The 12,737-nt window shown below is 58.5% G+C and carries 7 protein-coding genes, 2 tRNA genes and 3 rRNA genes; 6 read left to right on the top strand and 6 right to left on the bottom strand.

Going from position 1 to position 12,737, the window contains the following annotated elements:
* Positions 1-21 precede the first annotated feature (21 nt).
* From B9N43_RS16065 to B9N43_RS16040, 6 genes are all read left to right on the top strand, one after another.
* Complete coding sequence (locus B9N43_RS16065; RefSeq protein WP_145843206.1) at positions 22-1,827, top strand: ABCB family ABC transporter ATP-binding protein/permease; 1,806 nt, start codon at positions 22-24, stop codon at positions 1,825-1,827.
* Positions 1,828-1,968: 141 nt separating this feature from the next.
* Positions 1,969-2,739, top strand: coding sequence for a sulfite exporter TauE/SafE family protein (locus B9N43_RS16060; RefSeq protein WP_145843620.1), 771 nt, complete (start codon positions 1,969-1,971; stop codon positions 2,737-2,739).
* Positions 2,740-2,751: 12 nt separating this feature from the next.
* Positions 2,752-4,440, top strand: coding sequence for a nitrite/sulfite reductase (locus B9N43_RS16055; RefSeq protein ID WP_145843205.1), 1,689 nt, complete (start codon positions 2,752-2,754; stop codon positions 4,438-4,440).
* Positions 4,433-4,954 carry a DUF934 domain-containing protein gene (locus B9N43_RS16050; protein WP_145843204.1) on the top strand — a complete coding sequence of 174 codons (522 nt, stop codon included), beginning with the start codon at positions 4,433-4,435 and terminating at the stop codon, positions 4,952-4,954. Before B9N43_RS16055 ends, B9N43_RS16050 begins: the two co-directional genes overlap by 8 nt.
* 4 nt (positions 4,955-4,958) lie before the next feature.
* The gene (locus tag B9N43_RS16045; protein WP_145843203.1) at positions 4,959-5,687 is read left to right on the top strand and encodes a phosphoadenylyl-sulfate reductase; all 729 of its coding nucleotides are present in this window, start codon (positions 4,959-4,961) and stop codon (positions 5,685-5,687) included.
* A 190-nt stretch (positions 5,688-5,877) separates the two neighbouring features.
* On the top strand, positions 5,878-6,387 hold the full coding sequence (locus tag B9N43_RS16040; protein ID WP_186453868.1) for a disulfide bond formation protein B: 510 nt from the start codon (positions 5,878-5,880) through the stop codon (positions 6,385-6,387).
* A gap of 270 nt (positions 6,388-6,657) precedes the next feature.
* On the opposite strand, the gene rrf is transcribed toward B9N43_RS16040, so the two are convergent.
* The 6 genes from rrf to rplQ all read right to left on the bottom strand — a co-directional run bounded on the left by rrf (position 6,658) and on the right by rplQ (position 12,714).
* Positions 6,658-6,770: ribosomal RNA gene (gene rrf / locus B9N43_RS16035) — 5S ribosomal RNA — on the bottom strand.
* Between the two features lie 133 nt (positions 6,771-6,903).
* A 23S ribosomal RNA gene (locus tag B9N43_RS16030) occupies positions 6,904-9,792 on the bottom strand.
* 276 nt (positions 9,793-10,068) lie between these two features.
* A tRNA-Ala gene (locus B9N43_RS16025) sits at positions 10,069-10,144 on the bottom strand.
* Positions 10,145-10,155: 11 nt separating this feature from the next.
* Positions 10,156-10,232, bottom strand: a tRNA-Ile gene (locus tag B9N43_RS16020).
* A 59-nt stretch (positions 10,233-10,291) separates the two neighbouring features.
* Positions 10,292-11,831 (bottom strand): 16S ribosomal RNA (locus tag B9N43_RS16015).
* Together the 16S, 23S and 5S rRNA genes with 2 tRNA genes alongside form the textbook arrangement of a ribosomal RNA operon.
* 496 nt (positions 11,832-12,327) lie before the next feature.
* Entirely contained in the window at positions 12,328-12,714 is a 387-nt protein-coding gene (rplQ, locus tag B9N43_RS16010) for a 50S ribosomal protein L17 (protein ID WP_145843201.1), read from the bottom strand.
* Between the last annotated feature and the right edge of the window lie 23 nt (positions 12,715-12,737).

Below are 12,737 nucleotides of genomic sequence, written 5' to 3'. Positions count from 1 at the left end.
GCGGCCGGTAGAATCGGGCTCATGAGACATCGCGCCAACGCCCTTCCCCTCCCCGCCCCGCTCCTGAAGGAAAGACACATCTGGCAGACCGTCAGGACGCTGCTGCCCTACCTGCTGGCGTGGAAATGGCGCGTCTTGCTGGCCATCGTCTGCCTGGTCGCGGCCAAGGTCGCCAATGTGACGGTGCCCCTGATCTTCAAGCAGTTGATCGACCAGTTGGCCCTGCCGCGGGAACAGGCCGTGGTGGCGGTGCCGCTGGGGCTGCTCGGCGCCTATGGCGCCTTGCGTTTCGCCGCCGCGGCCTTCACCGAACTGAGGGAGATTTTTTTCGCCCGGGTGACCCAACGGGCGGTGCGCGCGATCGCGCTCCAGGTCTTCGAGCACCTCCACGCACTGTCACTGCGCTTTCACCTGGAGCGCCAGACCGGCGGCCTTTCCCGCGACATCGAACGCGGCACCCGGGCCATCGGCAGCCTGATCAGCTATTCGCTGTATTCGATCCTGCCCACGATCATCGAGGTCGGCATCGTGATGGGGATACTGATCAACCGCTACGAGCCGGCCTTCGCCCTGATCACGGGCGGCACGCTGGCTTCCTACGTGGGATTCACCATCCTGGTGACCAACTGGCGCACCCATCTGCGGCGCGAGGTCAACGAACTGGACTCGGCGGCCAATACCCGCGCCGTCGACAGTCTGCTGAACTACGAGACGGTGAAGTATTTCAACAACGAAGGCTGGGAGCGCGAACGCTACGATCTTCAACTGCACAAGTGGGAGCGCGCCCAGGTGAAGAGCCAGGTCTCCCTGGCCTACCTGAACCTGGGCCAAGCCGCGATCATCGCCAGCGGCGTCACCCTGATGATGTGGCGGGCCGCCAGCGGGGTGGCGCAGGGTACCATGACCCTGGGCGACATCGTGCTGGTGAATGCCTTCCTGATCCAGCTCTACGCGCCTTTGAATTTCCTCGGCATTCTGTACCGGGAAGTGCGCCAGTCCCTGACCGACATCGAGCGCATGTTCGGCCTGCTGCGGGAGCACCGGGAGGTGCAGGACGCGGCAAATGCGGCGCCGCTGACCCACGGTGCCTGCACGGTGCGCTTCGATGCGGTGGACTTCGCCTATGAGCCGCGGCGGCCCATCCTGCACGGCGTCAGCTTCGAGATTCCGGCCGGTCAGTCGCTGGCCGTGGTGGGCCACAGCGGCTCGGGCAAGAGCACCCTGGCGCGGTTGCTGTTCCGCTTCTACGACGTGGGCGGGGGATCGATCCGCATCAATGGCGCGGACATCCGCCAACTGACCCAGGCCAGCCTGCGCGCGGCGATCGGCATCGTGCCGCAGGACACGGTGCTGTTCAACGACAGCATTCTCTACAACATCCAATACGGCAGGCCTCAGGCCAGCCGCGATGAGGTCGTCGCCGCCGCCCGCGCCGCCCACTTGCACGAGTTCATCGAGCGCTTGCCGGACGGCTATGCCACCATGGTCGGCGAGCGGGGACTGAAGCTCTCCGGCGGGGAAAAGCAGCGGGTCGCCATCGCGCGGGCACTGCTGAAGAATCCGCCGATCCTGATATTCGATGAAGCCACCTCGGCCCTGGACTCCAAGACCGAGAAAGCCATCCAGGCGGAACTGGCTCAGGCCGCCCTGGGACGGACCACCCTGATCATCGCCCACCGCCTGTCCACGATCATGGATGCGGACCAGATTCTGGTGCTCGATGGCGGGCGGGTCGTGGAACGGGGCCGCCACCGGGAGCTATTGGCGGCCGGCGGCGCCTATGCCCGAATGTGGGCACTCCAGTTGCAGGAAGGAGAGTCTTCCTAGGTTGCTTATCCGCATTTTTGCGACCATTGCCGCTCTCATTCCACAAATATAACTAAAAGTTTCTTAAAAAAAACTATAAAGTATTTCTGGAAATATAAGCAAAACATTACCATGGCACCATCCTTTTTGGATCTTGTCATGATTGATCTAGCTCAAACACTTTCGGGCTTCGTCGTTGGCGCCATCGTAGGCGTCACGGGCGTCGGCGGCGGCTCGCTGATGACGCCGATCCTGGTGCTGCTGTTCGGCATCACCCCCGCCACGGCGGTAGGCACCGACCTGCTTTATGCGGCCATCACCAAATCCGGCGGCACTTGGGTCCATGGCCGCAAAGGGACGGTCGATTGGCGGATCGTGCGTTATTTGGCGCTGGGCAGCATACCCGCCGCCGTCCTGACCCTGACGCTGACCCATGCCTTCGCGCCGGGTGGGCTGGGTAGCGCGTCGAAAGTGATGACGACGGCCCTGGGCGTGGCCCTGGTGCTGACAGCGGCCGCCCTGGTGTTCCGCCAGCGTCTGCTGGCCTGGGCCAGACGTCATGATCCGAATACCGAGCACAAGCCCTGGAAAACGGTGGCCGTGGGCGCGACCCTGGGCGTTCTGGTCTCCATTTCCTCAGTGGGCGCCGGCGCCCTTGGCGTCACCGCCCTGTTCTTTCTTTATCCCAAGTTGCCGGCGATCCGCATCGTCGGCTCCGACCTGGCCCACGCCGTTCCTCTCACCCTGGTGGCCGGTATCGGTCACTGGCTGCTGGGAAGCGTGAATTGGCCCCTGCTCGGTTCGCTGCTGCTGGGTTCGCTGCCCGGCATCTATGTCGGCAGCCACCTGGCTTCCCGCATCCCTGAACACGTGCTGCGCCCCACGTTGGCCGCCATGCTGGTTCTGGTGGGCGGCAAGCTGATCGCTTTCTGAAGGAGAAACGCCATGTACCGCTACGACGACTATGACCGCCGACTGGTGCGCGAACGGGCCGCCCAGTTCCGCGACCAGACCCGCCGTTACCTGGCGGGCGAACTCGGCGAGGACGAATTCCGCCCCCTGCGGCTGCAGAACGGCCTGTACATCCAGCGCCATGCGCCGATGCTGCGCCTGGCGGTGCCCTACGGCATTCTGTCGAGCACCCAGTTGCGCGGCCTGGCCCACGTGGCCCGCAAATACGACAAGGGTGTCGGCCACTTCACCACGCGCCACAATCTGCAACTGAACTGGCCACAGTTGAAGGACGTGCCCGACATCCTGGCCGAACTGGCCGAGGTGGATATGCACGCCATCCAGACCAGCGGCAATTGCATCCGCAACGTCACCACCGACCCTCTGGCCGGCGTCACCCGCCGCGAGGTGGCCGACCCCCGCCCCTGGTGCGAGATCCTGCGCCAATGGTCCACTTTCCATCCGGAATTCGCCTACCTGCCGCGCAAATTCAAGATCGCCGTCAGCGGCGGTCCGGACGACAACGCCAATGTTCGCATCCACGACCTGGGCTTCCAGCTCCTGCGTCGCAATGAGGAACTCGGCTTCCGCGTCTGGGTGGGCGGCGGCCTGGGCCGCACCCCGATCCTGGCCCAGGTGATCTGCGGCTACCTGCCCTGGCGGCATCTGCTGACCTACGCCGAGGCCATCCTGCGCGTCTATAACCGCTTCGGTCGACGCGACAACCCCTTCAAGGCCCGCATCAAGATCCTGGTCAAGGCATTGGGCGTCGAGGAATTCGCCCGCCAAGTGAATGAGGAATGGGAACACCTCAAGGACGGCCCCTCCACCCTGACGGAAGCCGAGGTGGAACGGATCTCCCGGAACTTCCAGCCTCCTGCCTATGAAGCCCTGAGCCTGGTGGATGCGCACTTCGAGATCAGCAAGCGCAATGATCCGGCCTTCGCCCAATGGGCCGCCCACAACGTCCATGCGCATCGGGTGCCCGGCTATGCCGCCGTAACCCTCTCCCTGAAGGAACCCGGCCTGCGCCCCGGCGACATCACCAGTGAACAGATGGAATTTGCCGCCGATCTGACCGAGCGCTTCGGTTTTGGAGAAGCGCGGGTGACCCAGGCGCAGAATCTGGTGCTGCCCGACGTGCGCCAGAGTGATCTCTACACGCTGTGGCAGTCGATCTCCGCACAAGGCCTGGCGACGCCCACGGTCGGTCTGATCTCCGATGTCACCACCTGCCCCGGCGGCGATCTATGCTCCCTGGCCAACGCCCGCTCCACGCCGGTCGCCAACGCCATCCAGCGGCGGTTCGCCAGCCTGGCGGAACAGGAGGACATCGGCGAGCTCAAACTCAACATCTCCGGCTGCATGAACGCCTGCGGTCACCATCATGTGGGCCACATCGGCATCCTGGGCGTGGACAAGGCCGGCCAGGAGTTCTACCAAGTGACCCTGGGTGGCGCCTGGGGCATGGAAGCGGCATTGGGCAAAGTGATCGGCCCGTCCTTCTCCGCCGAGGAAGTACCCGACGCTGTGGAACGCATTGTCGATCATTACAGGCGTGTACGACGCCCCGACGAGCGTTTCATCGACACCCTGCGCCGGGTCGGTGCCGACGAATTCAAGACTTGCGCCTATGCCAAGAAGCCGGCACAGGTCGATGCCCGCGAGGTCGTGAATGGCTAAATTGATCAAAGACCGCCAGATTGTCGAGGATACCTGGCACACCTTGTTTCTCGCCGAGGATGAAAGTGCCGAGTCGGTGGTCGTGCCCGGCGGCCTGGTGATCGTCCCCCTGCCGGTCTGGCAGGCTCAACGCGACACATTGGCTCAACGCCAGGGGCCATTGGGCGTCTGGCTGGCGCCCGAGGATGAGCCGGCGGAAATCGCCGACGACCTGCCCCGTTTCGCGGTGGTCGGCGTGCATTTCCCGGTGTTCCGTGACGGTCGCGGCTATTCCACTGCCGCCCTGCTGCGCTCCCGCTACGGCTATCAGGGCGAGCTGCGTGCCATTGGCGACGTACTGCGGGACCAGCTTCACTATCTGCACCGGGTCGGCTTCGACACCTTCGCCTTGCGCGCCGATCAGCCGGCGGAGCGCGCCATCAGCGGCCTGGACGATTTCAGCATCGCCTATCAGGGCGCCTTCCGCGAGCCGCGCCCACTGTTCCGCCGCCGCCATCTGCATCAGGAAGACTGACATCATGAACCCGAATCAGACCCCTGACCTCAACGATCCCTCCTTGATCGCATCCCTGCACAGCAAAACCGAGGCGGCACGCCAACTGTTGCGATGGACCGCCAGCGAGTTCGCGCCGGCAGCGCTGGCCAACAGCCTGGGCGTGGAGGACATGGTGCTCACGGATCTGGTCATGAAGGAAAAACTGCAGATCGAGATTTTTTCTCTCGACACCGGCCGCCTGCCCACCGAGACCTATGACTTGATGCAGCGTCTGCGCCGCCATTACGGCCTGACGCTGACCCTCTACTATCCCCGTCATGACCTGGTGGAGTCCTTTACTCGCGTGCATGGCATCAACGGCTTTTATGAGTCCGTCGAACTACGCAAGGCCTGCTGCCACGCCCGCAAGGTTGAGCCGCTGCAGCGGGCGCTGGCAGGCAAGAAAGCCTGGATCACCGGCCTGCGCGCTGAGCAGTCGGAGACCCGCAGCGGCTTGCCGGCCCAGCAGTTCGACGCCAGCAACGGCTTGGAGAAATTCAACCCGCTCGCTGACTGGAGCGAACGGGAGATCTGGGCCTACATCCGCAGCAACGACGTGCCCTACAACCGCCTCCATGACAAGGGTTACCCCAGTATTGGATGCGCCCCCTGCACCCGGGCCGTCGAGGCCGGCGAGCATGTACGGGCCGGCCGCTGGTGGTGGGAGAATTCAGAGTCCAGGGAATGCGGGTTGCACGTAGCGAGAAATTAGGAAACCGATCGACGCTAAAAGCAGACCATCTCGCCAATCTAAGGCCAGGCCGGTCCTTGGGCAGACCCATGAGCAAGGACAACCTGAAGTGCCCACAAATCCTCGTGGCTCTTCTACACTACCGTCTGGCTGATTCCCTACCTTCCGGAATTTAGCCCCCTGGCCCTTTTGGCGAACTGCTATTTGAATCGTGACGTATTCCTACCCATCCTACCGGCATCCAGTATTTCTGCTGCTGGGCATCCTTGCGCTCGGCTTCTTTTTTGCCGGCGTACTCGCCGGCAACCTGCTGCATTTGGCCGCGTGCCCGTTATGCATTTTGCAGCGCATGCTCTACCTGATGTTGGGATTGGCCGCCCTGAGTGCCTGGGTTGGCGCCCGATCAGCCGCTGCTCAACGCTGTGCGGCGCTCGCATTGACGCTGGTCGCGCTCGGCGGCAGCTATGTCGCGGGGTACCAGAGCTACATTCAACGAATCCCAGATACAGCTGGATGTACGGCCGGCTCTCCGTGGTGGGAAGAACTGGTCTATTGGGCGGGAGAAAAAGTGCCAGCCCTGTTCCTGTCGTCCGGTCTTTGCACCGATCCAGGGTTCAAACTGCTGGGCCTCTCCCTTGCCGAGTACTCGCTGATGGCATTCGCGGCCATGGCGGCGCTTGGGCTGTTAGTCTTTTTTCGCAGCTTCAAAAAAAATAGCTGAGCAGAATACCTGCTTGGCCGATTGGCCGTTTGGCCGTTTTCAAGCCCGCTGGCCCTGGGTTCGCAAGAGCTATTGTGGAATGGCCACATCCCAGACTCGCTGAACACAATTCACTCCTGAGTTAAGCCGCCGCTCGTTCTTTTCGAGTTGAGCCCAAGTTATTTCGTCAGGTGCTACATGGCACATATGGCAGATCTGAGGATTGTTCAGATGCCTGAAAAACAAAAACCCCAGTCTATTTTTTAGGCTGGGGTTTTTGGGGGGTGAGGAGTCTGGCGCTGACCTACTTTCGCGGGCGGAGGCCCACTATCATTGGCGCGGTCCTGTTTCACGGTCCTGTTCGGGAAGGGAAGGGGTGGTTCCAAGACGCTATGGGCACCAGACGAAACTGGCTGTGCGGGGTTAAGCGGGGGTGGTTTGCTTAACGGGCACAGAGGAGGAGAAGTAAAGGGTGGGGGTTGGTGATTGCTTGTGACAAGGGCGAGCGCAGCCGATGAGAGATGAGCTCAGGGTTATAGGGTCAAGCCGCACGGGCAATTAGTACTGGTTAGCTTAACGCATTACTGCGCTTCCACACCCAGCCTATCAACGTTGTGGTCTTCAACGACCCTTCAGGGGGCTCGAGGCCCCGGGAAGTCTTATCTTGAGACGAGTTTCCCGCTTAGATGCTTTCAGCGGTTATCTCTTCCGGATTTAGCTACCCGGCGATGCGACTGGCGTCACAACCGGTACACCAGAGATCCGTCCACTCCGGTCCTCTCGTACTAGGAGCAGGCTCTCTCAAACTTCCAGCGCCCACGGCAGATAGGGACCAAACTGTCTCACGACGTTTTAAACCCAGCTCACGTACCACTTTAAATGGCGAACAGCCATACCCTTGGGACCGGCTACAGCCCCAGGATGTGATGAGCCGACATCGAGGTGCCAAACTCCGCCGTCGATATGAACTCTTGGGCGGAATCAGCCTGTTATCCCCAGAGTACCTTTTATCCGTTGAGCGATGGCCCTTCCATACAGAACCACCGGATCACTATGACCTGCTTTCGCACCTGCTCGTCTTGTTGGACTCGCAGTCAAGCCTTCTTTTGCCATTGCACTATCAGTACGATGTCCGACCGTACCTAGAAGACCTTCGTACTCCTCCGTTACCCTTTAGGAGGAGACCGCCCCAGTCAAACTGCCTACCATGCACGGTCCCCGAACCGGATTCACGGTTCAAGGTTAGAACCTCAACGACACCAGGGTGGTATTTCAAGGGTGGCTCCTCGTGATCTGGCGACCACGTCTCACAGCCTCCCACCTATCCTACACAAGTCCCGTCAAAGTCCAATGCAAAGCTACAGTAAAGGTTCATGGGGTCTTTCCGTCTAGCCGCGGGGAGATTGCATCTTCACAAACACTTCAACTTCGCTGAGTCTCAGGAGGAGACAGTGTGGCCATCATTACGCCATTCGTGCAGGTCGGAACTTACCCGACAAGGAATTTCGCTACCTTAGGACCGTTATAGTTACGGCCGCCGTTTACCGGGGCTTCGATCAAGAGCTTGCACCCCATCACTTAACCTTCCGGCACCGGGCAGGCGTCACACCCTATACGTCGTCTTTCGACTTGGCAGAGTGCTGTGTTTTTATTAAACAGTTGCAGCCACCGATTCTCTGCGGCCCCATCGCGCTTCGTGGGCAAGCCACTACACGCTACCGGGGCATACCTTCTCCCGAAGTTACGGTATCAATTTGCCGAGTTCCTTCTCCTGAGTTCTCTCAAGCGCCTTAGAATTTTCATCCTGCCCACCTGTGTCGGTTTGCGGTACGGTCAATCACAGACTGAAGCTTAGAGGCTTTTCCTGGAAGCAGGGTATCACTCACTTCGGTCTCAATGAGACCTCGTCATCACGCCTTGGCTAAGCCGCACGGATTTGCCTATGCAGCACGCCTACACGCTTAAACCAGGACATCCAACACCCGGCTGAGCTAACCTTCTCCGTCCCCCCATCGCATCTGTGATCGGTACGGGAATATTGACCCGTTTCCCATCGACTACGCCTTTCGGCCTCGCCTTAGGGGCCGACTCACCCTGCGCCGATGAACGTTGCGCAGGAAACCTTGGGCTTTCGGCGAGCGTGCTTTTCACACGCTTTATCGCTACTCATGTCAGCATTCGCACTTCTGATACCTCCAGCATCCCTCTCGAGACACCTTCGCAGGCCTACAGAACGCTCCCCTACCACGCGTACAAAGTACGCATCCGCAGCTTCGGTTATTGGCTTGAGCCCCGTTACATCTTCCGCGCAGGACGACTCGATCAGTGAGCTATTACGCTTTCTTTAAAGGGTGGCTGCTTCTAAGCCAACCTCCTGACTGTCTATGCCTTCCCACCTCGTTTTCCACTTAGCCAATCATTGGGGACCTTAGCTGGCGGTCTGGGTTGTTTCCCTCTTGACGATGGACGTTAGCACCCACCGTCTGTCTCCCGTGCATCACTTTCCGGTATTCGGAGTTTGCTATCGCGGGGTAGATCGCAATGACCCCCCCAACGATTACAGTGCTCTACCCCCGGAAGTGTCCACACGAGGCACTACCTAAATAGTTTTCGGGGAGAACCAGCTATTTCCAGATTTGTTTAGCCTTTCACCCCTATCCACAGCTCATCCCCTAGTTTTTCAACACTAGTGGGTTCGGACCTCCAGTACCTGTTACGGCACCTTCATCCTGGCCATGGATAGATCATCTGGTTTCGGGTCTACGCCCAGCAACTCAATCGCCCTATTCAGACTCGGTTTCCCTACGCCTCCCCTATTCGGTTAAGCTCGCTACTGAACGTAAGTCGCTGACCCATTATACAAAAGGTACGCAGTCACCCCTTTCGAGGCTCCCACTGTTTGTATGCATGCGGTTTCAGGATCTATTTCACTCCCCTCCCGGGGTTCTTTTCGCCTTTCCCTCACGGTACTAGTTCACTATCGGTCGATCACGAGTATTTAGCCTTGGAGGATGGTCCCCCCATCTTCAGACAGGATTTCACGTGTCCCGCCCTACTTTTCGTACGCTCAGTTCCACAATCGGGTTTTCATATACGGGGCTATCACCCGCTCTGGCCAGCCTTTCCAGACTGTTCTACTAACGCAACTGCTAAATCGTACAGGCTACTCCCCGTTCGCTCGCCACTACTTGGGGAATCTCGGTTGATTTCTTTTCCTCGAGCTACTTAGATGTTTCAGTTCGCTCGGTTCGCCTCCACTGACCTATGTATTCAGTCAGGGATACCGCTTGCGCGGTGGGTTTCCCCATTCGGACATCTCCGGATCAATGCTTGTTTGTCAGCTCCCCGAAGCTTTTCGCAGACTACAACGTCCTTCATCGCCTGTGATCGCCAAGGCATCCACCACATGCACTTAGTCGCTTGACCCTATAACGCTGAGCTCCGGTTCCCCGGACCCCTCATCATATGGCGCAACTCGCGCTTGTTTTTTCCACACCCGGGCTGGTTCAAAGCCAGGTATGGAGAGAATGCAATCACACAACCCATACGCCGATCCATTCCTGGATCTTCGTATGACTTTACTTCTCCATTTTGTTAAAGATCAGACAACCGATTCACTTCTACTATCGGCCCGCCACTCTTTGAGTCGCTATCTCAACACGCCACGACCCACATGCCGCGCTCAGATAGCCCTTCAATTCATGGTGGAGGCAGACGGGATCGAACCGACGACCCCCTGCTTGCAAAGCAGGTGCTCTCCCAGCTGAGCTATGCCCCCTCTATTTCCGGTGGTGGGTCTGGTTGGGTTCGAACCAACGACCCCCGCCTTATCAAGACGGTGCTCTAACCAGCTGAGCTACAGACCCACTGTCTGTACCGCTGAACAACCGATAGGCTGTAGGTGCTCGCCAAGCCTTTGCTCTAGAAAGGAGGTGATCCAGCCGCACCTTCCGATACGGCTACCTTGTTACGACTTCACCCCAGTCATGAACCCCACCGTGGTAAGCGCCCTCCTTGCGGTTAGACTACCTACTTCTGGTGAAACCCACTCCCATGGTGTGACGGGCGGTGTGTACAAGACCCGGGAACGTATTCACCGCGACATGCTGATCCGCGATTACTAGCGATTCCGACTTCATGGAGTCGAGTTGCAGACTCCAATCCGGACTACGATCGGCTTTCTGGGATTGGCTCCACCTCGCGGCTTGGCAACCCTCTGTACCGACCATTGTATGACGTGTGAAGCCCTACCCATAAGGGCCATGAGGACTTGACGTCATCCCCACCTTCCTCCGGTTTGTCACCGGCAGTCTCATTAGAGTGCCCAACTAAATGATGGCAACTAATGACAAGGGTTGCGCTCGTTGCGGGACTTAACCCAACATCTCACGACACGAGCTGACGACAGCCATGCAGCACCTGTGTCCAGGCTCCCTTTCGGGCACCAATCCATCTCTGGAAAGTTCCTGGCATGTCAAGGGTAGGTAAGGTTTTTCGCGTTGCATCGAATTAATCCACATCATCCACCGCTTGTGCGGGTCCCCGTCAATTCCTTTGAGTTTTAATCTTGCGACCGTACTCCCCAGGCGGCCAACTTCACGCGTTAGCTACGGTACTAAGGAAGTCTCCTTCCCCAACACCTAGTTGGCATCGTTTAGGGCGTGGACTACCAGGGTATCTAATCCTGTTTGCTCCCCACGCTTTCGTGCATGAGCGTCAGTGTTAACCCAGGGGGCTGCCTTCGCCATCGGTGTTCCTCCACATCTCTACGCATTTCACTGCTACACGTGGAATTCCACCCCCCTCTGCCACACTCCAGTCTTGCAGTCACAACCGCAGTTCCCAGGTTAAGCCCGGGGATTTCACAGCTGTCTTACAAAACCGCCTGCGCACGCTTTACGCCCAGTAATTCCGATTAACGCTCGCACCCTACGTATTACCGCGGCTGCTGGCACGTAGTTAGCCGGTGCTTCTTCTTCAGGTACCGTCATCAGTAGCCAGTATTAGTGACCACCTTTTCGTTCCTGCCGAAAGAGCTTTACAACCCGAAGGCCTTCTTCACTCACGCGGAATGGCTGGATCAGGGTTGCCCCCATTGTCCAAAATTCCCCACTGCTGCCTCCCGTAGGAGTCTGGGCCGTGTCTCAGTCCCAGTGTGGCTGATCATCCTCTCAGACCAGCTACGGATCGTCGCCTTGGTAGGCCTTTACCCCACCAACTAGCTAATCCGACATCGGCCGCTCCAATAACGCGAGGCCTTGCGGTCCCCCGCTTTCCCCCTCAGGGCGTATGCGGTATTAGCCATCCTTTCGGACGGTTATCCCCCTCTACTGGGCACGTTCCGATGTATTACTCACCCGTTCGCCACTCGCCACCAGGTGCAAGCACCCGTGCTGCCGTTCGACTTGCATGTGTAAAGCATTCCGCCAGCGTTCAATCTGAGCCAGGATCAAACTCTTCAGTTCAATCTCTTTAACTCACTCAACGAAATTCACAGGCTCAACTTTCGTTAAACCTTTCTTCTTCGTGTAAGTGCTTGCTACTTTTTTCATTCGCTTGAAATCCAGCGTGGCTTCCGCCGCAGTACCTCGGTCTCCCTCTGCACCGCATGAATACCCTTCGATCTCGGATATCCACCCGCCAAGACTCCTCAGCCTCGCAAGCACCTACACCTATCGATTGTCCAACTTTTTAAAGAACTTTTCCGTGACTGACGATTAATCATCAGCAGAGAGGCCGAATTATATGGACACTCTTTTACGTTGTAAACCTCTTTTTTCTTTTTATTTATTTCTAAAAAGGGCAAGGCGCCAAATTAAATAACCTACACTTTCCAACGACTAACCCAAGCATTAACTCCGAGTATGCCGCTGCCGGAATTTATTTATCTCAAAAACAGGAAAGCCGGACTATGCCGGCTTTCCTGAAACAAGAAATCAACGCCAAGCGGCATCGGCAAAGTTAGCTTGTAGGCCCAGCCTCATCGGCCTCGGGGCGATCAAGCAACTCGACATAAGCCATCGGCGCATTGTCGCCAACACGAAATCCCATTTTAAGAATGCGCAGATAGCCACCATTCCGGGAAGCGAAGCGTGGGCCCAGTTCATCAAAAATCTTGACCACGATTTCTCGATCGCGCAACCGATCGAAGGCAAGGCGGCGATTTGCCAAACTGGGCTTTTTACCCAGAGTAATCAGGGGCTCAACCACTCGCCGCAACTCCTTAGCCTTGGGCAGCGTGGTTTTGATCGCCTCATGACGCAACAGGGAGACCGCCATATTGCGCAGCATCGCCTGACGATGGGCCGAAGTACGATTCAGCTTACGAAGTCCATTACCGTGACGCATGTTAATTCCTCTATGTTTTACGA

The sequence above is a fragment of the Denitratisoma sp. DHT3 genome (assembly GCF_007833355.1).
Lineage (GTDB): Bacteria > Pseudomonadota > Gammaproteobacteria > Burkholderiales > Rhodocyclaceae > Denitratisoma.
Note: the sequence above shows the minus strand (reverse complement) of the source record. Positions and strands in the feature narration are given on the sequence as shown.